Source organism: Paenibacillus sp. P2(2022), from assembly GCF_029522175.1.
In the GTDB taxonomy this organism is placed as follows: domain Bacteria; phylum Bacillota; class Bacilli; order Paenibacillales; family Paenibacillaceae; genus Paenibacillus; species Paenibacillus polymyxa.
In genome coordinates this window covers 137,221-161,820 of the sequence record NZ_JAKWFI010000001.1, presented here as the reverse complement: position 1 = coordinate 161,820, position 24,600 = coordinate 137,221, and the positions used below count along the sequence as shown (strand labels likewise).

Below are 24,600 nucleotides of genomic sequence, written 5' to 3'. Positions count from 1 at the left end.
GGACAAATTCAAAAAGGCCCACAGCAGCCTCTATTAACAGTGGCTTGCTGTGGGCCTGCATTGCATTCTAAAAAATCTTCTATCCCCTGCTCTTACTTGCTGTTAACGGATCGTGATGGTGTGCACTGCCTTACCGTTTGCGCCGTCATTATCCGTCACTGTTAGCTCCACGGTATACGTTCCGGCTGTGGTGAATTTATGCTTCACTTTCGAACCAACCGCCGTATCGCCATCGCCAAAATTCCAACTGTAGCTGACGATCTCACCATCTGCATCACGGGAGGCTTTGGCGTTAAATTGTACATTTTTGTTCTTCTTGGCTGAGTCATTCGCCTGGATAATAGCTACCGGCTTTTCATTCGATGTAGGTGGATTCGGACCAGGGCCCTCTCCTCCACTATGGGTTACATACAATCTTCCCGGCGCCTCCGTTTCCACTTCATTCCCCGCTGCATCCCTTACCCGGATCACGATGACTCCGCCTTCCAGGTTCAGAGAAGATGAAGTGAGATAAATACCTTCATAGTGACCTGATGAAGTTTCATTTAATGGAATTTCATTACGGGCCAAAGTGGACAGGTTAAAGGGCAACTCCACATGGAAGGATGCCTCCAAACCAGATGCACTGTCAAAAGATACCCGTACCGGCTGCCCTGGAGTGATACGTACATCCTCAGCAGGACTAATATTTTCAAGTTTCGGCAGCGCTGTATCGACATACACCGAGCGTGTAACACTCGTTTCGTTTTCGGCAAGATCTTTGGCCGTTACCGTAATTTGGTTTTCACCTTCGTTGATAAGCAAACGTTTGTTAAAGCTGCCGTCGCTTCCGAATTCAGCAGGCTCGCCGTTAATCGTCAATTCACTGAGGAACTCGTCATACACCGTACCGGTTACACTGACCACACCTGCGTTCGTACGTGCTCCCTCACCAGGCGAAGTCAGGATCAGACCCGGTTTAGTCTGATCGAGCGTTACAACCACCGGCTCGGAACGATCCGTTACTTTGCCGTATACCGCTGCTTGAACACTTAGCGGATTAGCACCTGGCTGAAGATCGACCGCCAAACTGAACTGACGATCCTTCACTTTCGTTGTGCCAGCCAACTCTTTGCCGTTAAAGAGCTGAATATCAGCCCCTTCTGCCGGAGAAGTTCCTGTTACGGTAATCGTATCCTCCTGCGTATACGTTGCCTTCGTAGGAGTTGTAATCGTTGGAGCGTTGACCGGATATCTGACGATCGCCCGGATCATGTAGTTCCCTTCCTCTTCAGGGGATTGGCTCCATGTGCCGCTTACACCTTGCCAGCTACGAAGCGCATTGGGGCTGTTTTCATCTGTAGCAAGGCCCGGCGACTGTGTGCCTACCGCAGACTGTGTATATACAATATAGAAATCGCCTTGAACCGTCACCGGCTCTGGAAGCTGTACCGTCGTCCATTGTGTCTCATCCCGTACAGCTGTTCCGTCGAATGGACCAGCCAATAGACGTCCAGGTGCTCCTGCTGCACCGGAGGCGTCATAGACAGAATATTGGAATGCTGTTCCTCCCGGATTCGGGAAAGCAGAGTTCCAGAACAACAGTGATGCTCCTGTCACCTGTGCCACTTCCGACTCAGGTGTCATTCTCACTGCCCATGAATTGCCTGCCGCGTTAAAGGCTCTGGCATTTTCTCCTGTACCGTCATCATAGGCGATGCCTCCTTGAAAACCGATGAAAGGCTTCAACGTGACATTCGCTTCTACACTGCCGTTTGGAGGAGCCGTAACGGAAATACTGTCACTATAGTAATTTTCGGCTGCGATGGACAATGTGTATGTTCCTTCCAGCACGTCCAACGTAAATTCTCCAGCCTCATTCGTCTCTGCAGGAGCAATACGTGCATCCTCCAGCACCAATACTTTCGCTTTTTGGATCGGTTCACCAGATTGCTTGTCGGTGATGACCCCGTGAATCGTACCGTGTGGGACAGCCTGGAGACTAAAGTTTGCTCTGATGACTTTGTTATTTTCAATCGTAACTGCCTTCGTCTGAGGCACGTAACCGTAGGCTTCGGCCTTCAGCGTATAGTCACCCGCTACATGAGTGAAGCTGTATTTGCCCGTGGTTGGGTCTGTTTTCACCGAACGTCCGGTTTCCAGTACCGTAACCGTAGCACTAGCTGGAAGACTGTCGAGACCGACACGTCCACGATCCACTGATGCTTCTGCCGGCTTCACTTTTTCCTGAAATTCACTCTTTTCAGTGCTTGTAATTTTGTACAGTGGGAATTGTTCTTCTGCTTTTTCCAGCTTGATATTGGACTCAGGTACGATATCCTTGGTCACTGTCGAAGCTGGAACACCTAGCACACGGAAATCGTCAATATACCAGCCATTCTTGTTCACACTGTTATCCGATTTCAAGCGGAAGCGAACTTGAATCTCATTGCCGGTATAGCTGTCCAGATTGTAATAAACAGGTGCCCATTTTTTACCACTTGTATTATGCGAGAACTTACCCAGCTCACTCCACGTGTCGCCATTGTTTTTGGACACTTCTACATATCCGTAATCATAGCCGCCTTCAATTTCAAACCAGTGGTTGAAGGTCAGTGTTGCGTTGCGTATACCATTCAAATTAATTTTTGGAGAAACCAGTGAAAAATCAGCACCGTTCTCATAGTTGCTATCGAGATCGGTGGCCCACACATTCGGTTTGGACACTGCGCTTTCCGGTCCTACTTCCTTAGGAATGCCGCGTTCCCACTCATCCTTGGTCCCGGAATGAGTCCAACCATTGTCTGAACTGCCATCAAAATGATCGCTATACAGCGTATCCGGCACGTCCACTCTTAGTGAAGTCTCGTTCGACTTGACACCTTCGTTACCGCTATAATCCTCGGCCGCCACTGCATAATGATAGGTCGCACCACCGACAGTGATCGTATCCGTGTAGGTCAGCCCAGAGGTTGTACCGATGGAAGTATAATTTTTACCGGACTGGGTTGAACGATACACCTTGTACTGCTTCACATCTTCATCAGAGGAAGCACCCCAGGCGAGTGTAACGTTGCCCACAGTATCTGCTTCAGCAGTCAAATGACCAGGGGCAGCAGGTGCAACGCTGTCTGGTTCCTGAATGGAAAGATCGTCAATATACCAGCCATCTTTCACGATTGTATTGTCACTAGTAAAGTTGAACAGGAGGTATACCTTTTGACCCGCAAACGCTCGCAAATCAAGATATTGTGTTTTCCAGCCATTGCTGGTGCCAGTAAACGATAATACCTGCTCAAACGCATTCTGATTGTTTGTGGTCGCTACATACACTTTGCCGAAATCAGAATTGTTTTCAAGATCGTACCAATGCTTGAAGCTGACCAGTGCCCCTTTGGAACTCTCAGTCAGATCAATTGGAGGGGCCACAAAATAACTGTTGGAGTTGGTCTGGTATTGGCCTTCGAGATTGGTCGCGATGACCTTTGTACCCGAATGTGCGCCTTTAGGGCCGCTTGTCGGGGTTCCCCATTTCCAAACACTACCCTGACCCCCGATATTAATACCGGCAATGTCTTTTTCAAAGTCTTGTGTGTAGCCTGGTTTAACACCTTTGGAGACATTCACCTTATATACTTCCGTTTCAAAACCATTATTACCGAAATCATTTACACGGATATAGTATTCCAAACCTTTGCTATCCACCAAAAAGGTTGGAATGGACGCTTGATATGTACCATCTTTGCTGTCTCCAGAGGTCCGCTCCAACGGAATATACACATAGTTTGACGAACCCGCTGTTTTGGCAAAGGCCTCAACGGCTGTTACGCCGACATCGTCCGTTACATGTGCAGTCAAAGGGATATCAATACCCTCAAATGCAGCTGCAGGCGGTGTATGCTCAAGAACAGGCGCTTCCAGATCGTCGCCACCCGTTACGACTTTACCGGATACAGAGCCCAGACCCTGCATGACAGACCCGACTGCATCAAGCGCATTAATGACGCCATGTCCATATCCATTGTTTGGCGAAGTAGGATATGTACTATCTGTCCGAGGGGTAGCTGTGTTTTCCAGAATTTCCTCCAGCTGATCCACGGTAAGAGAATGATTCGCTTGCAGCAATAGAGCAGCAAGACCCGCAACATGAGGACCCGCCATGGAAGTACCGTTATATCCACCTTTATAACCGCCACCAGCTACGGATGATCGGATATTTACTCCCGGTGCGGAGACTTCGGGCTTGATCTCACCGTAAGGTGAGGGTCCCAGCAATGAAAAGCTTCCCAGTTTATCATTGATATCGGTTGCCCCCGTGGCAAAGGATTCTGGGTAGTTGGCCGGATTGGCTACCGATCCAGGTCCGCCCGGATTGGAGAGGGAGGTATTCCCTGCGGAGAATTCGGGGAAGATTTGAGCATCCCGCCAGGCCTGAACTACAGGCCGGAACCATTCATCAAGACCCGGTCCGCCTCCCCACGAGTTGTTCACTACGTCTGGAGCAAGCTCGGGATGAAGATTACCTTGGGCATCTTTTGGCGCAAGCAGCCATTGACCGCCGTCCAGTATAATCGCATCCGTCGTTTCCGGATTAAAAATCCGCACCGCAATCCACTTCGCACCAGGGGCAACGCCCACTCGGTTTGTTCCATTTTCCTCGGAGCCAACCATCGTGCCCATCGTATGCGTACCATGGGAATCGTCTTCCTGATCGACCGGAAGCGCCGCATGACTATGCGGATCATACCAGCTCAATTCTGGATTCACGACATTGCCTGCCGCATCCAGACCACGCCATTTGCGATGCAGGGCCGGATGCGTGTAGTCAACGCCTGTATCGAGGTTGGCGACCACGATTCCGGTTCCGTCGATTCCTTTTTCCCACACTTGTGGTGCGTTAATATGGGATATGTTCCATTCCACTGTGGACGGGTCCACAGCGTTCTTGCCTGTATTACCGGGCAATGCCGATGTTTTGCCATCGCCCTTTTCCGGTTCTACAGCTTTCTGGGCTGTGTCAGACTTTGCCGTTCCTGCTGTTGCTGCCGTTGCGGTTCCAGCCGCTTGGGTGCCTGTGTCCTCTGGCTGCTTATCAACCGTTACCTTTTGCAGATAACGTGTTTCATTCGGTACAATTTTATCGACCTCAGGCAGCTTCGAGATATGATCCAGCACCTCCTTGGTGCTCGTGACAGCCAAAGCATTGACTATAAAATAGCTTTTATATTCCTTTACTCCGCCGCTCTCCGATTCCTTATCCAAATAACTTTCAAGCCCGTATTGGGTTCTGGAAGCCGTTTCACGTAGAGAGCTGATCACATGGCTACGCACAGCCATTTTGGCAGCGGAAGGTGTTATTTTCTCAAGTGAAGCCTTTTGAAGAGCATTTTTGGAAACCTTGTTCGTATCTACCTGTTCTTTTAATTTGACCAAATAGGTAACATAGTTGTTCTCCTCAAACTGTTTGGTCAGCTTCGCGGATACCTTCGCGGTCGTGACCTTGTGCGAGGCTGATTTCAGCTCCAGCTTAGAGCCATCCGGGGTGTTTTTCGCCAAAGCGGGTTGAACAAATGAAAAGGCCATAAGCAAAGAGAGTCCAATAGATAACGGTTTCTTGAAACGTCTAGGTTTAATCAATTACTTCTCCACTCCTTTTACTAGGTTTAATGATTCTGGAATAACCTGTACAAGAGTCAGACCTCATGCCTTGCACATCAAACACGCGGGTTGCGCAATACGATGTGTTAGCCACCACCTCCTTCATAGATTATAGAGAGGCTCAAAAAGATATTTGGCTGTTCATAGATGGCAGTACTTCATAGGTGAGTTTACAATCCCAATAGAGAAGCGATGAAATTCAGTAGATACCTAGGAGAAAAAGCAGAAGCATTTCGAAGGAAAAAACATGTTATATCATTACATTTTATATTAAAAATTGATATATAATCATATATTATGGATAGTATAAAGTTATCAAAACAGATATACAAGTCATTTTTTTGCAATTTTCTTGAAATTCTATGACTTTTATATTCATTTAAGTAGGAAAACCCCTTTTTAGCAGCTACGCCATAGTGCAACACACGGTTAGCAGGTGCATGCATCCTTGTACGAGCCGCCCAAAGGGATTTTCGGGGATCTTTCTTAAACCTGTATGATTATGATTATTTTTAGTTAAGTACGGAGTTCACTGCAGCAAGCGCATCGATCAGACCATTTCCATAGCCGTTGTTGGGTGAAGTCGGATACTGACTGTCTGTCAGCGGTGTTGCGGTTTTCGAAATAACATCCTCCAATTGATCCACAGTTAATGATGGTTTAGCCTGAAGCAGCAATGCCGCTAATCCAGCCGTATGCGGACCTGCCATAGAGGTACCGTTCCAGCCTCCCTCATAAACTCCTCCCGGTACAGAGGAACGAATGTTTACACCAGGAGCCGAAATTTCTGGCTTCACTTCGCCATAAGGAGAAGGACCACGCAACGAGAAGCTTGCCAGCTTGTTATTGATATCCGTGGCTCCTGTGGCATAGGCTTCTGGCAAGTTAGCCGGATTGGCCACAGACCCAGGTCCGCCGGGATTCGATAGTGTTGTATTGCCTGCGGAGAACTCAGGGAAAATTTGTGCTGCTCTCCACGCCTTGGTCACTGGGCGATACCATTCGTCCAGGCCAGGTCCACCGCCCCAAGAATTATTCACCACATCCGGTGCAAGCTCAGGGTGCTTTTTGCCGTTTTTATCTACAGGTGCAAGAATCCACTGCCCACCATCCAGCAAGATGGAATCTGTGGTATCTGGATTGAATACTCGTACGGCAATCCACTTGGCCCCTGGAGCAACACCGATTTGATTCGTACCGTTGCTGTCTGAGCCAACGCTTGTCCCCATCGTATGTGTACCATGTCCATGGGAATCTGTTGGCAGCGATGCTCCATTAACCGCATCATACCAGCTCAGCTCTGGATTGACGACTTGACCGGAAGCATTCAGCCCGCGCCATTTTCTTTTCAATGCCGGGTGAGTATATTCAACACCTGTATCCAGATTGGCAACGACAATGCCTTTGCCATCAATACCTTTGGCCCACACCTGTGGTGCTTTAATCTTAGAAATATTCCACTCCACACGACTTGGCGTTACTGCATCTTTATACACGGATTCTTGCACCGATTTTTGTGCATTTTCTTCCGTCACAGCCGGGTCAACAGCAGTTTGATCTGCCACTGCTTGGCCTGCTGTTGATTGCTCCCCTATCGGCTGGGTATCCTTATCGATTTCTACCTTTTGCAACTCGCGCTTTTCATCTGGTAAAATTTTGTCGATCTCAGGTAGGGTGGCGAGATTTTCCATGACCTCTTTGGTACTGGTTACCGCAAATGCGTTTACGATAAAGTAACTCTTATATTTTTTGACGTTTCCGTTATTGACTTCCTTCTTTAAGTATTCTTCCACGGATTGTTGAGTTTTTTCTGCGGTATCCATGAGAGAGTTTACAACCGTTGTACGTACAGATAGCTTAGCAGCAGCGGGGGAAATCTGCTCGGCAGAAGCCTTCTGAAAAGCGTGCTTGGCAACAGACTCCGTGTCTACTTGATCTTTTAATTTAACCAGATAGGTGACATACTCGCTGGCGCTGAATTGCTGGTTCAGCTTGGCTGAAACCTTGGCGGAAATCGACGATGCTCCTGCTGAGGAGGTTGTGCTGGAATCTGCATACACCGGAGAAATCAGAGAAAAAGCAAGAATAGCGGTAAAACCGACCGACAGTGTCTTTTTGATATTTTTCGACTTAATCAATACTTTTAATCTCCCTTTACTTGGTTTTTTTGATTCTCAAAGACAACCTTCCGACAGCAGCGTCAAAAGCTCACAAATAGCCTCTGGTACTCACCTCCTTTAAAAATATAGATACTGGGGTGAAATCCATAGGTCGTATTCTAAGGTGAATAACCTTTGGTGCAGACCGCAAGGAACGACATTCAATTCAGAACTGTGGACAAGTCTGGAAGAAAGTAAGTGAAAAAAATGAAGAAAAGGGTAGGGTAAGATACTAGAAGTGATCGAGGAGGTTGATAAGCATATTATTAAAATACAATTTAAAACAAAAGAATGAATCATTTGGTATCTTTTGAATCTAGTATAGTGTCATAAAAACAGATATTCAAGCATTTTTTTGAATTTTATTCCTTTTTTTCTTGAAGAAGTGAAAAACCTCTTCTATAATCCGCAACCAAATGCACCGAGAAAACTCGCATTTGTTTCGAAAATAAAAGAGGTTTTAGGAGGCAATCAGCAGCAAATGTAGAAGAATGCTATCTGCCGCTATTTACAGGTATGGGAACCGAAACGGCTTCTGGAAAGGAAGATTTAGTTTCCTGGGTTCTGCGACACAGGCTCGTACATTCTCTAAAAGCCATTTGCCTGCATCCCCTGCATCGCTCCTGATTCACCATTGCAAGAGCTGCCGTAAGGGCCTCTCCTGTATGTTCGAAAAAATGATTTTGTCCGATCATGTCGTAGCATCCGGTTTTCCGCAGTAACTCCAGCGGTTGGGGCTGGAGTCCGGACACAAGCACTGTCCCACCAGACTTCCGGTACTTGTGAATTAATGCGGTAAAGTTAGCTTCTCCCGTCATATCCATAAAAGGGACCTTTCCCATTCGCAACAACAAAATCCCTTGCAGGTGGCCAGTCTGTCCCCCTACACCTGAGTTCTCCAACGTCGAAGCTGCACCGAAAAATAGGGGGCCTTCCACATTGTAAATAGCCACCTGTGGGCAATCATGCTGCTCTGTGACCATATGTGCGCCTACTTTTTCATGCTTCACAGAAGGGTCAGGAAGCACCTTATCGACTGAAAGTGTACTGCTCATACGTTTGACGAACAATACAACTGCCAGAATCAGACCTACCTCCACAGCCGTTGTCAACGTCGTAAAGACCGTCAGCAAAAAGGTGACGACCAGCACAATAGAATCCGCTGTCCGTGTTTTGAGAATGTGCGCAAAATGCTTGCGCTCACTCATATTCCAGGCGACTACCATCAATACCGGTGCCATACTAGCCAACGGAATATTAGATGCATAAGGTGCAAAAAGCACCAGAATGAGGAGCACCACGATCCCATGCACAATGCCTGACATAGGAGAAACCGCGTTGTTGCGGATATTGGTGGCCGTACGGGCAATGGCACCTGTCGCAGGAATGCCGCCAAACAGTGGTGTCAGCAAATTAGCAATCCCTTGTCCAACCAATTCGCGATTGCTGTTATGCCGGGTTCCCGTCATCCCGTCAGCTACTACCGCTGAAAGCAGCGATTCAATAGCCCCGAGCATGGCTATAACAAGTGCTGGCGGCAACAGCTTCACGATCAATTCCCACGTCATCACAGGAATATGCAGCTCAGGCAATGATGCCGGAATTGCGCCATAAGCAGAGCCAATCGTAGCCACCTGCCCTGGGAAAAGCAAAGCTGCCACCAACGTTGACAAGAGCAGGCCGACCAGTGATCCAGGTATCTTGGGCCATTTTTTAGGCACTAGAATAAGCGCAGCAAGACAGATACAAGCTGTCAGGATACTATACACATTGAGTGAAGGAAGTCGATGGACGAGCTCTGCCATCGAAGGCAGAAAAGTTTCATGTCGCTCTACCCCACGCAAACCGAGAAAGTTAGCAATCTGACCACTGAAGATCGTCACGGCAATCCCGGCTGTAAAGCCAATGGTTACGGGCTTGGGAATGAACTTGATCAATGCCCCCAGCCTTAAAACACCCATTAAAATGAGTATGATGCCTGCCATAAACCCTGCTATAAGCAAATTCTCATAGCCGTATTGCATGACAATAGCCAGCAAAATTGGAATAAACGCACCTGTAGGTCCTCCGATCTGAAATTTGGACCCACCCAGCAGTGAAATCAAAATCCCCGCTACAATGGTTGTGTACAGACCATATTCCGGCTTTACCCCCGATGCAATGGCGAACGCCATACCGAGCGGGATGGCCACAATCGCTACAATGCTTCCAGAAATTAGATCCTTTCGTAAAGCCCCTGCGTTATAGCCTTCGAACCTTCCTATCCACTTCATTCCTGTAACCCTTCTTTTCTGTAGTAGCATTACTTCTCGTTACGTATTCCTTCCAGCAACGAGATAGCTTCGACTAAATGATTGTCAAAAATCTGCCGCGCCACCGCTAGCAGCTCCGTTAAGAGCGGATCACGTAGTGAATACACGACCGTTGTGCCTTCCTTAAAGCTGTTCACCAAATTTTTAGCCCGTAAGACAGCCAATTGCTGCGATACGGCAGAACCTTCGGAACCGAGCGCAGTCTGCAACTCGTTCACATTCCGTTCCCCTTCACTCAGCACCTCCAAAATGCGGATGCGCAGAGGGTGAGCCAATGCTTTGAAAAAGTCAGCCTTAAACTTCTGGAGATCTCCTTCCATGCCTGCGCCGTCCTCCTCACAGATTGTTTTCATAACGATCAACAATATCTGAATATTTGAATATTCAGTACAATAACAGTTTTGGGTCAATTGAACTATGATGTTACTCACACTTCACCATGCGTATAGTCACATTTTTCCACACTTTTATCTTTCAGGGTTGACAGCTTCCACAGGTTTCCATTAACATAACAATTAACTTTAAGAAAAGGGGGCCGACAGACATGACCAAGCTTTACACGATAATGACAATCAGTCAGCATGATACAATCACATATTCGAAATTTCGTCTCATCGGCCCCGTTCGGGCGACATGATGGGTATGTCACGCTGTCTGACGGCGTGATGAACCAGGCTTTTTTATTTTTATATGCTATTGAAAGAACAGGTTATTTATGTTTTTATGATGTACTGTATGATGTACTGATCATAAAATGTAATGACACTTTCGGTGCACGAAGCCGTAGACGACAAGTCTGCGGCTTTTTTGTTTTTTTCGAATCTTTTTATAGGATGTTATAAATTTACATGAAGAAGGGAACTACCCATTTATTATGAATATACGACCTACGACCAACTCATCTTTTCATGAAGGACCATACAGCCACCTGATGAAGCTTCCGGCAGGGGATCTGACCGTGTACGCTTCGCAGCAACTCTTCTCCTCACTGGATTACAAAGTGTTCGAGATGGCTAATAACAATTTACAAATTCCAGGTATCCGCTATATGGGATATACACCAGATGTACATGTAGGCGTCGGAACCTGCATCGGTACAACTGCGGTATGGGGAATGGAAGACGGCTATGTATCTCCCTCTATCGTTGGCAGCGATATTGGCTGCGGCATGCGCGTACACCTGACCAATCTGCACAAGGATGCTTTGAAGGAAATCAAGCTGCGCCGCAAGCTGGTTAAGACAATCGACAAATACTTGCCGATGGAAGCCCACCAACGCGGACATTATTCGGATATACGACTGGAGCATATTGTACGTAAGGGTTTGCATGGCTTACCTAATAAATATATTCCAGATAGCTACACTCCTAAGAAATCTACCTCACTGACTCATGTAGAGCACAGTAAGTTCTCCTTTGACGAGGAAGTGCTGAATCTCGTCGAAGACCGTACTTGGCACCGGGCTCATCGACAGCTCGGCACGTTGGGTGGAGGCAATCATTTTGTCGAAATTCAGGCGATTGAAATTGCGGAAGAAAATAGAGAAGTCGCTGAAGCTTGGGGGATGTTCGACGGTCAGGTGGCTGTGATGATTCATTCCGGATCACGTGCTTGGGGTGGAGCAGTCAGTCAGTCCAGTTCATCTGCCATCGCCAAAGCGATGAGCCGTCTCGGTCTCGGCACCTCCGACCCGAGACTCGTATTCGCACCGCTGGATCATCCCGAGGCAGCACATTATGTGGATATGATGTATTCAGCGCTGAATTATGCTGTGGTGAACCGACATCTGATTGCATACTCCGTGCGAGAAGCCTTCCGCGATGTCTTTGGTACAAAGTGCGAGTTGCGTACGCTGTACGATCTGATGCACAATTATGCTTGGGAGGAGTCCCATCCGGATCATGGCAGCGTGTTTGTACATCGTAAAGGTGCAACGCGCGCGCTTCCAGCAGGACACCCTGACAATCCGCGGCCTTATGAGGCGACTGGGCATCCGGCCCTGATCCCCGGCTCAATGGGGACTGCCTCTTATATTATGGTAGGTTTACCGGACGGTCAGGATAACTTTCACTCCATTTGTCATGGAGCGGGCCGTATTCGCTCGCGTTCTGCGACCAAGCGGCTTGTAAGTGTAGACGATTTTGCAGGTGCCCTGGGTGTAGGGACAGACGACGAAATTGTGGTCAACCAGGCATCTCTGGAAAGTATTATCGACGAATCTCCACAAGCCTACAAAAATGTAGATGATATTATTGAAAGTGTCACCGGGGCAGGACTCGCAGCCGTTGTAGCCAAATGTAGACCGCTGGCCGCCCTGAAAGGAGCAAAATAATGTTGAGTATAGACATCCCAGCTATTTATGAATTTGACGAACGAACAGATGGACGCATTACCGGTTATGCCGCTTATGCCCGTCTGATCGACGGTATTAGTGAAGCACTCTATAACCGCTATGGCGTAAAATACGAGCTGTATGCCAGTGATGATCCCAATATTGAATATTGGGATCTGCTGGAGGAGGATATTCGTTCAGGCAGCCCTGATCTGGAGCATGTGGCACGGGTCTTCGATCGTTTGGAGGAACGCACCATTCAATATGACGATGACGGGCCAACGCCTGAATATGGTGTGCATCTGTCGATGCGTAACAATGTATTCGCCTATCCCAAGTGGGGGATCGCACTGGCACGAGTCCCCTTTTTCCGTGAAAATGGCGTATACAATGAAGATTACGTATTTGCCATAGGAGATCAGGAGCTGCAAAGCTTCCTCGCAGGCGTACGCGGTCGTGAACGCAAGCAAAATATGAAGCGTGTCACCGTCTTTACCGATACAAGCCGTGGACTCTCTCGGCAAGCAGAACCGATAACCCGCGCCATTACGCGGGATGACGTGATTTTGAAGGCAGAAATCAAGCGGGATATCTTCCGATCACTTGATCAGTTTTTTGAAGCGGATCGTACCTTCTATCAGACTTATAACATTCCTTACAAGCGTGGGATTCTGCTATACGGCCATCCAGGCAACGGTAAAACAACTCTAGTGAAATCAATTGCCAGCAGTGTACCGGGTCCGGCTGCTTACTGGCAAATTACAGAATATACAACCAGCGAATCGGTCAAAGAGGTGTTCGAGGCAGCTACTCGCCTGGCTCCGATGGTGTTGGTCATTGAGGACATTGATTCTATGCCTCAGGAGGTTCGATCCTTTTTCCTGAATACGCTCGACGGCGCTACATCCAAGGAAGGCATCTTCCTGATCGGAACGACCAATTATCCCGAGAAAATCGATCCGGGTCTGATGAACCGGGCGGGCCGCTTCGATCGAGCTTATGAAATCAGTTTGCCTGATGAAGCGCTGCGACTGGCGTATCTTAAACTGCGTAACTTCCTTGTTTTTGCAGGTGAGACAGGTACACAGAAGGCGGCAGCGATGACGGACGGCTTCTCCCTGGCTCAGCTCGGAGAACTATATGTCAGTACGGCTCTGGAATGGCATGAGCAAGGAAAAGCCGATATTGAGCTGATTATTAAAGGCATGCGAGGCGAGCTTGATAAAAGCCGCAAGCAGGACTGGCTAAAAAATGTCTCCGAAGGAAGAGTTGGGTTTTTCTAATCCATCCTTTTATTGCCTTATTATGAAATTTATGTTACGATGATAAACAATAAAGTACCGAAAGGGTGACCTTAAGCCAATGATCTACTAATCCTATTTCCAAAGAAAAAACGTAATCTTACGAATTTTCTGGATAGGATTAGTGTAGGCTTTTGGGTATTAACGATAAGAACATTGCTTCTTTGACGGGAGCAGTGTATCTTCTTGTTCGTATGTCTGCCTCCTATCCAGAACTAATGGATAAGGAGGTTTTTTGTATGAAAAGAATACTCGTAATTCTCATGATTAATATATTCATTGTGATGGTCGGCGTTGGTTTGATTACCCCTATTCTTCCGGAATTGATCATTGAATTTGGTGCCAGTGGGCGAGCCATCGGTTTATTGGTAGCAGCCTATGGAATAACGCAATTCTTGCTCTCTCCCATAACTGGACAGCTGTCTGATCGATATGGGAGAAAAGTTTTTATCGTCGTAGGTGTTATTATTTTTGCTGTAGCTAAATTTATGTTTGCTATTGGGGATGAGCTGTGGATGCTGTACACCTCAAGACTTCTGGAAGGAGTTGCAGCAGCCCTGATTATTCCACCCATGATGGCATATGTAGCTGATATTACAACAACCGAAGAACGTGCCAAAGGAAATAGCCTGCTAGCGGCAGCGATGTCATTTGGATTTGTCATTGGTCCAGGACTTGGCGGCCTTCTTGCAGGATATGGAACGAGAGTGCCGCTGTATACAGCAACAGGTACAGCTATGATTGCAGTTATTTTTTCAATCGTTTATTTACCTGAAAGCTTATCGAAAGAACAAATGAAGGCAGCACGGGCAACAACTCATCGAAGGGAATCTATTTTCAAACAATATGCAAGATCATTAAAGTCAAAATATGCGATGTTCTTTGTCATTGTCCTGGTGATGACTTTTGGACTCGCTAACTTTGAATCCGTTCTTGGTTTATATGTAACGAATCGCTTCCAATTCTCACCACAACATATTTCAGTCCTTCTAACTGTAGGTGCTGTGATCGGCGTCGGTATGCAGGCTTTGGTTGTGGCTAAAATGATCAAGCAGTTTGGTGAAAAAAGGTTGATCAAAGGCTCGCTTCTATTCACCTCTGCCGCTTATATTTTACTTCTCTTTGCCAAAGATTTTTGGAGTATTTTTCTTGTGACTTCCCTTATTTTCTTTGCCACAGCTATGCTTCGTCCAGCTCTTAATACACAATTGTCGAAGATGGCAGGAAATGAGCAAGGATATGTAGCTGGTATGAACAATGCCTATATGAGTGTGGGGAATATTTTGGGTCCTACTCTCGCGGGATTTTTATTTGATGCGAATATGTTCGCTCCATTCCTAACAGGCTGTTGTATTCTTTTGATTACCTTTCTGATTACATTAAAAATTAAAGTGAAATAAAAGAGGACTACTGATGGATAAAAGGCAGCTACTGGCCTGGGCGTTATTTTTAACCCCCGGCTGTAGCTGCCTTTCTGTTCAGTTTATTCCGTTTCCCCACTCAGTCGATTCAAAAACTGGATGGCCCGTGGACTGGTCGGCTGCTCCAGCACCTGATGTGGCGTACCCTGTTCAATGATTACGCCCTGATCCATCAGGATTACATGATCCGCAACCTCTGCCGCAAATTTCATTTCATGGGTGACAATAACCATCGTCATTCCTTCGGCAGCCAATTGCTTTATAACCTTGAGCACCTCACCTACCAACTCGGGATCAAGAGCAGAGGTCGGCTCGTCGAACAAAAGCACCTCAGGTTCGACCGCCATTGCCCGGGCAATACCGACCCGTTGTTGCTGTCCTCCCGACAATTGATGCGGATAGGATTCTGCTTTATCAGCCAGTCCCACCTTCTTCAGCAGCTCCAATGCACGTTTGCGCGCTTCGTCCTTGCTTTTTTTCTGAACCGTGACTTGCCCCTCCATCACATTTTGTATCGCAGTCATATGCGGGAAGAGGTTGTAGGATTGAAATACCATCCCTGTCCGCTTACGCAGCGCCAAAATGTTTTCTTGTCGAGGCTTCGTTCCTTTCGCAAAATTCAGGGCAATATCACCTACCTGAATTTCTCCCTGATCGGGAACCTCTAGCAAATTCAAGCAGCGTAAAAGCGTTGTTTTACCAGAACCGGAAGGACCGATAATCACAAGCACTTTTCCCTTATCGAGCGTCACGCCAATCCCCTTAAGCACTTCCAGCGAGCCGAACGACTTGTGTATATTCCGAATTTGGATCACCGGTACAATCTCCTTTATCTAATGGAATAACGGCTGAGACGCTTTTCCAAATCATTTTGCAGCACAGTCAATATCGTGCTAAATAGCAGGTAAATAACTCCAGCCTCGGTATAAACTAATAGCGGTTCGTAGGTGGTAGCTACAATCTGATTAGCCGTTCTGAACATTTCCACATAGGTGATGGTGGCAGCCAGTGAGGTATCCTTTACCAAGCTGATGAATGAGTTGGCAAGCGGGGGTACGGATACACGGGAAGCTTGAGGAAGCACGATCCGCCGCAGCACTTGCCAGCGTGTCATCCCCAAGGAATATCCCGCCTCCCATTGACCCTCTTGAATGGAAATAATAGCGGCACGCATAATTTCAGAACTGTAGGCCCCCACGCTAAGCGTAAAGCCGATCACTGAAGCAATAAACGGGTCCAGTGTAATACCAACAGAAGGTAAACCGTAGAAAATAATATACAATTGCACCAGCAAAGGAGTTCCTCGAATCACCCATACATAGAAGCCGAAGATCAGCTTGAGTATTCTCCATTTGGACAACCGGGCGAGTGCAGTGATTAGCGCCAGCACAAGTCCCAGAGCAAATGAGATCAGTGTGAGCGGAATCGTAAAAGAAACCCCTGCTTTTAGCAGAGGCAATAATGAATCCATAATAATTTGTATTTGGCGATCATCCATTGTACAGACATCCTTTATTATTTGGACACATCGGCTCCAAAATATTTTTCAGAAATTTTCAGATACGTACCGTCAGCCTTCATATCAGCCAACGCTTTGTTGACTTCCTTGATCAAATCTTCGCTACCTTTATTAAATACTGCTGCGCTGTGTGAAGCATCCGAAGATTCGTCCACCTTTTTGATTGGAGCATCAGGCTTTTGCTTTTTCAGATCCAGATAGGATAATCCGTCGTTGACGGTCGCATCTACCCGTTTGGAAGTGAGGAGGTCAATAGCTTGGTTGAATCCTTCGGTTGCTACAATTTCCGCCCCGTTGCTTTTTGCGATTTGAGTCAGGTTGCTAGTCAGAGATTGCCCTGCCTTTTTACCTTTTAAATCAGCAAATTTTTGGATGTCCGTATTATCATCACTCACGATCAGAACCGCCTTGGAGACAATATATGGATCGGAGAAATCATATTTTTGCTTACGCTCATCTGTAATGGACACTTCATTGAATACTGCGTCAAACCGCTTGGAGTTCAAGCCTGCAAATATTCCGTCCCATTGTGTCTCGATAAATTCTGGTTGCACACCCAGCCGCTTACTTACTTCGGTTGCAATATCGACGTCAAAGCCTGTCAATTTGCCAGCAGCATCATGGTACGTAAACGGAGCATAGGTACCTTCCGTACCAATTCTCAGCTTGCCACTCGCTTTTACAGATTCAAGGGTAGCTGCAGCCGTTGTATCTGCTTTTCCATTATTAGAACCGTTCCCTCCGGTAGATGCATCATTCGTGCTAGCGCCTTTATCATTGTTGCCGCAAGCCGAAACCAGCAATGCCATCACGATGAGTACAATCGGTAAAAAACTAAATTTTTTCATGTTATCCACACTCTTTCCCTTTTTCTTGATAACCTAGCACAGGCTGGTCATTGAATAGTACATCATTCATTTTCGCACGTCAATGCTTTTATCCAATAATCCCTATCCAAAAGGTAAGTTATATTTTTTTATCATCTAATGCTATTCTAGGTTGACTCCATCATAGGCTGGCTATTCATCTTCACTGCCCTCGCAGCAACTTTTTTGTGTACCATTACATAAGAGATTTCGTATAATAGATTTTAATATACAGATTAGAAATATTTACCGGAGTGTGATCATGGATACCCAAAATACAACTTTATCCCCTGAAGGAAGGCACTCGGCCTGGGCTACCTTTACTTCACCTTTAAAACAATCCAAAGCGTTCACCCTCTTATGGCTTGGACATTGGATCGCGATGTTAGGAAGCTCCGTCACGACAGTCATTTTGCCACTGGTTATCTATTCTCTGACAGGCTCCACCACCATCATGGGATTGGCGATGACGGTTTATATGCTGCCAAATGTACTTATTCTTCCTTTCGCAGGAATGATCGTGGACAGAATCGACCGAATTCGCCTCCTTCTGTTCACGAATGTCGCCCGCTTTGGTCTGATGTTCGTTGCTTCGGTGCTGATGTTTACGGACGGGATGAAGTTGCCGTTCCTATTCGTTGGGCTTGCGTTGTACGGATTGATGGATGGTATCTTTAATCCGGCTTATTCAGCCTTACGTGCACAAGTGTTTACACCGGACATCCGCAATGCTGCCAATGCGCTAAGTCAAATCAGCATACAAGCTGTTCGTCTACTCGGTCCTCCGCTAGGAGGCTTTATTGTATCCTTTTCCTCTCCCGGTGTCGGCTTTGGACTGGATTCTATCGCTTACCTGGTATCATTTGCCTGTTTTTGGATGCTAAGTGCTCATTTGGCCTCCATCATCGGCAAACGTCAGACCAGTTCAGAACAGGTAGATCAGGGTGGACAACATTTTCTCAAGGATTTTATAGCAGGTTTTGCTATTCTTAAAAGCCATCCTTGGCTATGGATTACGATACTCGCCTTTTCTTTCATTAATATCTGTTATTCAGGTATTATCGCTGTGCTCATCCCATGGCTGTTCAAGGTGCATCATGGCTATAATCCAGTCGTATACGGCATCGCAATGGCAAGTAGTGGCATTGGTGCCATGTTGGGAGCCTTTGTGTATGGATCACGCAAGCATTGGAAACACCGCGGTCTGCTCGCTTACTTAGGAGCTTTTGTCAGCGGTCTTGCCTTACTGCTGTTGTCCATAGTCACCTGGATGCCAGGATTGATTATGAGCATGATGCTCGAAGGATTTGGTATTATGATTTTTGCGATCATCTGGGAGACAAGCCTGCAGGAATTAGTTCCCGCTGAATCCTTTGGACGTGTAGCCAGTCTGGATTTGATGTTTTCCTTCGCACTGCTTCCTGTCGGCTATCTGGCCGTAGGTGCCGTGGCGGACAAGCTTGGCGGTATCCTCACCATTGGTATGTTTGCAACCATCGGCATGTGTATCGTGCTGGGCGTGCTAATTGTTCCTCATATCAGACGATTTCAATAGAAACTATGTAACTTTATCTCAAAAAAAAAGCTGCTCCCACAGGTTCATTTGTGAACCTTGCGGAAGCAGCTTTTTTCCATTTTTAACTCGCGCCCCATCGGGACGGGTCTATTCAATAATTCGTAAAGTTAGCCTCTGCTCCGTCCAACGGAACGGAAGATCAAGCTCACAATCACGACTAGCACAATCGCACCAATTAATGCAGGAACGATGTAGAACGATCCGATTTCAGGACCCCAGTCTCCCAGAATCAAGCTACCCAACCATCCACCGATAAAACCAGCGATGATGTTACCAATCACACCACCCGGAACATCACGACCTGCGATAATTCCTGCCAACCAACCAATAATACCACCAACAATCAATGCCCATAACCAACTCATTTTGCGTCACCTCGTTTTAGTTTTTATCGTTGTGTTCTATTATTAACCACTCGAACTCCTTTTGAACACACAGAGACCAAATGGTTAATATTACCACTCAATGGTACGCTGATTTGGGGGCTTGATACCATCCTACGTGCCTCCCAGATTATTTATGCTCTTTGTGTGAAAAGTGTGTCTCCTATCCGTTTATCCTTGTATTCCTGCTTTTTTTGTGCCATCCTCACATTATGGCTTCACTGAAGTCACTTCATGCATAGGTTACAAAAATAACAGATTATTAAGGAGTGACCCCCTCTGAAGTGTCGAGTAGGATGTGCTGCATGTTGCATTGCCATTACGATTTCTTCCCCTATTCCCGGCATGCCAGACGGAAAACCCGCTGGTGTTCCTTGCCCTCAACTCACGCCTGATTACCGCTGCCAATTATTTGGAAAATCTGAGCGTCCTGCTGTATGCAGTGGCTTTCATGCGGATAAGGATACATGCGGAGACACTAATGAAAGAGCATTTGAACTGCTGAGCGAGCTGGAGAAATCCACTTTACCGAGTAATGCCTAAGAGAACTCATTCTATATGAAGGAGAATTTTTGATTATGAATGTTATTGAAAAAAGAATTGCCGAATTGAAGCAGTACGTTCCCGATCTTACCACCCCTAAAGATATGAATTTATTTTGGGACAAAACACTGAAAGAAGTTCACGCCAAACCTGTACGTGCATTCAAAACGCCCGTAGAAACACCGTATCCTCATATGATGGCCTATCGGGTCACTTTTGAGGGGATCGATGATACGCCTCTGCATGCCTGGTATGTACGTCCCCGATTTTCAGGAGATCAGAAGCTGCCATGCATCGTTCTGTTTCATGGCTACACAGGCGGAAAGGGCTATCCTGAAGATTATTCATCTTGGCTAATGCTTGGTTTTGCTGTATTGGCGGTAGATGTTCGTGGTCAGGGAGGAGAAACGGGGGACCGTCGGAATGACCCTCACGGAACCGTTAAAGGCTGGGTCACGAAAGGAATATTGGACAAGGATACCTGCTACTACAAAACGATTACAACCGATGCCCTTAGAGCCGTAGACTGGGCGGCGGAGCAAGCCGACGTCGATTCGGCTAAAATCGCAATCAGTGGCGCCAGCCAGGGCGGTGGACTTGCATTAATGGTGGCTGCGCTCAGCGATAAAGTTGCTACGACGGTAGCGGATATTCCCAATATGTGTCATATGGATTTTGGCATGATGAATTCTACCAGTTCACTGACAGAAGCTGCCGAATTCGCAAACCGCTTCCCCGAGCATTTGGAGCAGGTACTACATACATTGAGTTATTTTGACGTGATGAATCTAGCTCATCGCATTGGTATCCCTGTCATGGTATCTGTAGGGTTGAAGGATACAGTGTGTATGCCAGAGACGATTTTCGCTGCTTACAACCGCATTGAATCACCAAAGACGATTGAAATTTATCCATTCACGGGACATTGGGTTGAAGGTTTCCACAGACGCAAGACGGCTGAATTTTTAGTTCAAACCTTAGCATTACATTGAGTTAACGGTTTCCTCCGGTGCATAAAAAAAGAACACCACGCATCCATCTGCGCAATGTTCTTTCTACTGCATCGGAGCCAATCTCGCTTCCATAGACAAGCTCCTCGACAGTTCACAGCGAAGCACCTCTCCTGTAAAGTTTACGATGCAGTTCTCTGTTCTGCTGTCGAATCCCCTGTCCATTTTCGCACCCAAACAAAATCCATAATCATTAGACCAAACGGAATGAAGGATGCAAACATAATGAAAAGAGGCCGCCGTAAAGGCCAATGCAGTGCGGTTTTTCCATAGATTAAAGCGACGAGGAGCAACAGAAAGCTCACCCGGTATATGTTACCAATCACCATAACCGCCTGGGTCATGCCCGCAGCTTGCAGCGGCTGGTGGGTGAATAGTATCGCCAAATACGCTATAGCTTGAATCCAGAGCATGAGCCGGACACGCCCTAAAGGTGTTCTTAACACAAATGTAATCCCCTCTCCATGAGCAGAGATGTTCTCTCATCCCTTATGCATCCTTTATTATAACGAAAAGATGCCCAAACTCCAACCTATCCAGTTTTGAATTTTGACCAAATGGGTTGTGTTTGATACAGTTGTGTAAGAGGTGATTGTAAAATGCTTAAACTGGGTATACTGGACCAGTCTCATATTCCTGAAGGCGGTTCTGCTCAAGATGCATTGTCTAATACAACAGATTTAGCGCGTGAAGCTGATCAACTGGGGTACAGCCGTTATTGGGTATCCGAGCATCATGCGTCCAAAACACTAGCACACTCCAGTCCCGAGGTATTGATTGCCCATTTGGCTGCTCACACATCGCGGATTCGTGTGGGTTCAGGCGGCATTATGCTGCCGCACTATAGCGCCTATAAAGTAGCTGAAAACTTCCGGTTACTGGAGGCGCTCCACCCTGGACGCATTGACTTGGGAATAGGACGTGCTCCAGGCGGCTTGCCGCTGGCTACTCGCGCATTGCAGGAAGGGAAATACCAAGCTGTCGAACAATATCCACAGCAGATTCTAGATTTAATCGACTATTTCCATGATTCGGTGCCTGACAATCATCGGTTTGCTGGCCTTCATGCCTCCCCGATGATATCAACCGTTCCTGAATTATGGTTGCTTGGCTCCAGCGGGGAGAGCGCCAGATTGGCCGCGATGATGGGTGCCTCCTACGCCTTTGCCCAATTTTTCGGTACTCCGGGCGGCGTAGAAGCTACCGCGCGTTACCACGAGCAATTCATGCCTTCGATTTTAGGAGATAAGCCTCACTCCATGGCGGCAGTTACGGTAGCCTGCGCTGAAACTGAAGAGGAAGCTGAGCAGCTGGCATCCAGTGCTAGTTTGTATTTCCTTTTACTCATGCAGGGTAAAGAAATGAATTCTCTTCCATCGGTGAAAACAGCCATGTCCTATCCCTATACAGAATTTGATCGTGAACGGCTGCGCCAGTCTGCAGCATGGCGTGTTGTTGGTACTCCTGAGCAGTGCAAGGAACAGCTGCTAAGACTGGCTGAGCAGTATCGTACCGATGAATTACTGGTCGTTTCTTCCATTCATGACTTCAATAAACGTGTTCAGTCCTACCGTCTGCTGGCCAAAGCTTTTAATTTGGTATAAACACAGATGAACAGATGCTCATTTTCATTAACATTAAAACCCCCGCCTGCCTATAAAGGCAACAGCGGGGGTTTGTTGTAATATAGATACCACAAAAGTCGAATGTCATATGGTACTTTAGTAGTATATCCATCGGAACTGAAGTATAAGTTGTTTACTTCTAAAGTTCCATCATCCATATACCAAAGGCGCATAAGCTATACTTCATTTCTTCAAAAGAGTGCAACCAAAAGTCCCATCTCTTTACTCACTCCAGCCAAGTTTGTCATGGCTGAATTTCTAGGGTTCTATACCCCATACCAGCTTACCTTGCTGATATACGGTGCCATGGTCCCAGTCCGCGAATGCTGTTTGGGTAGCACCATAGGAGTAATCGTTGGTCTCATCAAAGTTGCTCCAATTTGCAGCATGAATACGGGATTGAATTTCCCCGGTTTCGCCGCCGGGCTGAATCGTTCCTGCTCCATCTGTGAAAGAAATTTCTACATATTTATCTGCCTTGACCTTCGGCTTTGGCAATGTTACAAAAGTCGCTTTTACCTTTTCGTTGCCAATCTTGGCCCAGTCTACAAAAAACTGCTGAGCTTGTTTGCTCTCATCTGTATAATAGTAGCGAATTTTCAGATCACTCAGCTTCACAGCTGTTTTACCCGTATTTTTGATATTAAATTGAGGTCGGATCGCATTATCCTTGGCATTCGTATCATCGGTGCGATATTGAAGCACGATCCCTTCATTATTACCGCCTGGTGTACTTCCACTGTGATCGTTACCATTGTTTCCACCGCTATTTCCACCATCGTTACTACCGCCATTGTTGCCGTTTCCGCCGGTATTTCCGCCGTTGCTTCCTCCTCCACCATAACTGCTGGAGCCTTCCAGAATTGCCTGTTTTACGAATTTGCCGGAAGCTGTTAATTGTGAATCAGGCCATCCACCCTTGCGATCGGCGCCAGGCAACAGCGCAGCCGAGGTCTCATTTTTGTCAGCAAGCGACCAATTGGCCCAACTGATTTTACGGCTAGCCAGAAAGTCAGTCCATACTTTGGATTCATTCAGGAAAGGGCCACCGTTACCCGAAGCGTCGCTTGTCCCCCACTCGGTAGCAAAAATGCCTACACCCTTGTTCAGTGCATAATCAACCCGATCGCGCAAATATTGTCCATGTGTTCCCGCATAGAAATGCACGGTATACATTGTATTTTTGTCTGGAAGTGGATGGTCTGCTGCATCATGTACATCCTGACTCCAGGTACCTGTTCCTACAATAATAATATTATCCGGGTCCTTAGCTCGAATAACCTGAGATACCTCGGATGCATAAGGTCGAATTTGATTGTTCCAGTTCACATTCCCATTCGGCTCATTAGCAAGTTCATAGATTACGTTAGGCAAATGACCATACTTAGTGGAAAATTCATTAAAGAAAGCTTTGGCTTCATTTTTATGAATGTTCGGATCGCCATCTGAGAGAATGTGCCAGTCAATAATGACGTACAGGCCCAATTTCTGTGCTGCCTCAATGGCTTCCTTCACTTTATTTTTCAATGAAGGATTGGCAATATAACCGTTTTCTTCAGTGTACAACGCAACTCGAAACACGGAAATGCCCCAATCGTCCCGCAACCATTTCATAGTGTCCTGATTCACCAGATCTCCAAACCATTGGACGCCATGAGAACTAATGCCCTTGAGCTGTACAGGCTGTCCATTTTTATCCACCAGTTTACCGCTCTTTACTGAAAGTTGTCCGTAACGTTCCACAGGGGTCGTCCCGGCCGCCTCTGCTGTTGACGCATTCCAGTTAAACCCATTCGTTAACGTTAATAGCAACACTGCTGTTAGCAGTACTGCTACTTTTTTTGCGATCCTTGGCAGGATCCATTGCCTGTTCATTATTTACACATTCCTTCCTTTTAATAAAGTAGATGAGACTT

At 46.7% G+C, this 24,600-nt stretch carries 17 protein-coding genes; 7 read left to right on the top strand and 10 right to left on the bottom strand.

Going from position 1 to position 24,600, the window contains the following annotated elements:
- Positions 1-102 precede the first annotated feature (102 nt).
- From MMB75_RS00685 to MMB75_RS00670, 4 genes are all read right to left on the bottom strand, one after another.
- Positions 103-5,616: a S8 family serine peptidase gene (locus MMB75_RS00685; protein ID WP_031462020.1), complete on the bottom strand. Its 5,514-nt coding sequence runs from the start codon at positions 5,614-5,616 to the stop codon at positions 103-105.
- A gap of 533 nt (positions 5,617-6,149) precedes the next feature.
- On the bottom strand, positions 6,150-7,775 hold the full coding sequence (locus tag MMB75_RS00680) for a S8 family serine peptidase (protein ID WP_025365563.1): 1,626 nt from the start codon (positions 7,773-7,775) through the stop codon (positions 6,150-6,152).
- 515 nt (positions 7,776-8,290) lie between these two features.
- Positions 8,291-10,069 (bottom strand): SulP family inorganic anion transporter, encoded by a 1,779-nt coding sequence (locus MMB75_RS00675; protein WP_019688262.1) that lies wholly within the window; start codon positions 10,067-10,069, stop codon positions 8,291-8,293.
- A 29-nt stretch (positions 10,070-10,098) separates the two neighbouring features.
- Positions 10,099-10,428, bottom strand: coding sequence for an ArsR/SmtB family transcription factor (locus MMB75_RS00670; RefSeq protein WP_016818694.1), 330 nt, complete (start codon positions 10,426-10,428; stop codon positions 10,099-10,101).
- Positions 10,429-10,982: 554 nt separating this feature from the next.
- On the opposite strand from MMB75_RS00670, the gene MMB75_RS00665 reads away from it, so the two are divergent.
- The 3 genes from MMB75_RS00665 (at position 10,983) to MMB75_RS00655 (ending at position 15,141) form a co-directional block, all read left to right on the top strand.
- Positions 10,983-12,440, top strand: a complete 1,458-nt coding sequence (locus tag MMB75_RS00665; protein WP_016818693.1) for an RtcB family protein — start codon at positions 10,983-10,985, stop codon at positions 12,438-12,440.
- Positions 12,440-13,723: an AAA family ATPase gene (locus MMB75_RS00660; RefSeq protein ID WP_017426772.1), complete on the top strand. Its 1,284-nt coding sequence runs from the start codon at positions 12,440-12,442 to the stop codon at positions 13,721-13,723. The genes MMB75_RS00665 and MMB75_RS00660 overlap by 1 nt, the downstream gene beginning before the upstream one ends.
- Before the next feature lie 257 nt (positions 13,724-13,980).
- Positions 13,981-15,141 (top strand): MFS transporter, encoded by a 1,161-nt coding sequence (locus tag MMB75_RS00655; RefSeq protein WP_045244267.1) that lies wholly within the window; start codon positions 13,981-13,983, stop codon positions 15,139-15,141.
- Between the two features lie 83 nt (positions 15,142-15,224).
- On the opposite strand, the gene MMB75_RS00650 is transcribed toward MMB75_RS00655, so the two are convergent.
- From MMB75_RS00650 to MMB75_RS00640, 3 genes are read right to left on the bottom strand one after another with little or no spacing between them, the layout of a single operon-like run.
- Positions 15,225-15,977 (bottom strand): amino acid ABC transporter ATP-binding protein, encoded by a 753-nt coding sequence (locus MMB75_RS00650; RefSeq protein ID WP_044787609.1) that lies wholly within the window; start codon positions 15,975-15,977, stop codon positions 15,225-15,227.
- 14 nt (positions 15,978-15,991) lie between these two features.
- On the bottom strand, positions 15,992-16,660 hold the full coding sequence (locus MMB75_RS00645; protein WP_044787610.1) for an amino acid ABC transporter permease: 669 nt from the start codon (positions 16,658-16,660) through the stop codon (positions 15,992-15,994).
- A 17-nt stretch (positions 16,661-16,677) separates the two neighbouring features.
- Positions 16,678-17,529, bottom strand: coding sequence for an amino acid ABC transporter substrate-binding protein (locus MMB75_RS00640; RefSeq protein ID WP_017426769.1), 852 nt, complete (start codon positions 17,527-17,529; stop codon positions 16,678-16,680).
- 280 nt (positions 17,530-17,809) lie between these two features.
- Between MMB75_RS00640 and MMB75_RS00635 the strand changes: the two genes are divergently transcribed.
- Positions 17,810-19,102, top strand: coding sequence for an MFS transporter (locus tag MMB75_RS00635; RefSeq protein ID WP_017426768.1), 1,293 nt, complete (start codon positions 17,810-17,812; stop codon positions 19,100-19,102).
- 128 nt (positions 19,103-19,230) lie between these two features.
- On the opposite strand, the gene MMB75_RS00630 is transcribed toward MMB75_RS00635, so the two are convergent.
- Positions 19,231-19,488 carry a GlsB/YeaQ/YmgE family stress response membrane protein gene (locus tag MMB75_RS00630; RefSeq protein ID WP_013372531.1) on the bottom strand — a complete coding sequence of 86 codons (258 nt, stop codon included), beginning with the start codon at positions 19,486-19,488 and terminating at the stop codon, positions 19,231-19,233.
- Between the two features lie 297 nt (positions 19,489-19,785).
- On the opposite strand from MMB75_RS00630, the gene MMB75_RS00625 reads away from it, so the two are divergent.
- Positions 19,786-20,049 carry a YkgJ family cysteine cluster protein gene (locus MMB75_RS00625; RefSeq protein WP_277507278.1) on the top strand — a complete coding sequence of 88 codons (264 nt, stop codon included), beginning with the start codon at positions 19,786-19,788 and terminating at the stop codon, positions 20,047-20,049.
- 35 nt (positions 20,050-20,084) lie between these two features.
- Complete coding sequence (locus MMB75_RS00620; protein ID WP_031462028.1) at positions 20,085-21,041, top strand: acetylxylan esterase; 957 nt, start codon at positions 20,085-20,087, stop codon at positions 21,039-21,041.
- Positions 21,042-21,181: 140 nt separating this feature from the next.
- On the opposite strand, the gene MMB75_RS00615 is transcribed toward MMB75_RS00620, so the two are convergent.
- A complete protein-coding gene (locus tag MMB75_RS00615) occupies positions 21,182-21,505 on the bottom strand; it encodes a DUF3817 domain-containing protein (protein ID WP_016818685.1) in 324 nt (107 codons plus the stop codon).
- 153 nt (positions 21,506-21,658) lie between these two features.
- Here MMB75_RS00615 and MMB75_RS00610 point away from each other — a divergent pair, with 153 nt between their 5' ends.
- Positions 21,659-22,663 (top strand): LLM class flavin-dependent oxidoreductase, encoded by a 1,005-nt coding sequence (locus MMB75_RS00610; RefSeq protein ID WP_016818684.1) that lies wholly within the window; start codon positions 21,659-21,661, stop codon positions 22,661-22,663.
- Positions 22,664-22,942: 279 nt separating this feature from the next.
- On the opposite strand, the gene MMB75_RS00605 is transcribed toward MMB75_RS00610, so the two are convergent.
- On the bottom strand, positions 22,943-24,562 hold the full coding sequence (locus MMB75_RS00605; RefSeq protein WP_026065408.1) for a cellulase family glycosylhydrolase: 1,620 nt from the start codon (positions 24,560-24,562) through the stop codon (positions 22,943-22,945).
- Positions 24,563-24,600 lie beyond the last annotated feature (38 nt).

Coding starts and splice junctions, on each gene's coding strand:
- MMB75_RS00675 (WP_019688262.1), bottom strand. CDS start 10,069: ATGAAGTGGATAGGAAGGTTCGAAGGCTATAACGCAGGGGCTTTACGA.
- MMB75_RS00670 (WP_016818694.1), bottom strand. CDS start 10,428: ATGGAAGGAGATCTCCAGAAGTTTAAGGCTGACTTTTTCAAAGCATTG.
- MMB75_RS00665 (WP_016818693.1), top strand. CDS start 10,983: ATGAATATACGACCTACGACCAACTCATCTTTTCATGAAGGACCATAC.
- MMB75_RS00660 (WP_017426772.1), top strand. CDS start 12,440: ATGTTGAGTATAGACATCCCAGCTATTTATGAATTTGACGAACGAACA.
- MMB75_RS00655 (WP_045244267.1), top strand. CDS start 13,981: ATGAAAAGAATACTCGTAATTCTCATGATTAATATATTCATTGTGATG.
- MMB75_RS00645 (WP_044787610.1), bottom strand. CDS start 16,660: ATGGATGATCGCCAAATACAAATTATTATGGATTCATTATTGCCTCTG.
- MMB75_RS00640 (WP_017426769.1), bottom strand. CDS start 17,529: ATGAAAAAATTTAGTTTTTTACCGATTGTACTCATCGTGATGGCATTG.
- MMB75_RS00635 (WP_017426768.1), top strand. CDS start 17,810: ATGGATACCCAAAATACAACTTTATCCCCTGAAGGAAGGCACTCGGCC.
- MMB75_RS00630 (WP_013372531.1), bottom strand. CDS start 19,488: ATGAGTTGGTTATGGGCATTGATTGTTGGTGGTATTATTGGTTGGTTG.
- MMB75_RS00620 (WP_031462028.1), top strand. CDS start 20,085: ATGAATGTTATTGAAAAAAGAATTGCCGAATTGAAGCAGTACGTTCCC.
- MMB75_RS00610 (WP_016818684.1), top strand. CDS start 21,659: ATGCTTAAACTGGGTATACTGGACCAGTCTCATATTCCTGAAGGCGGT.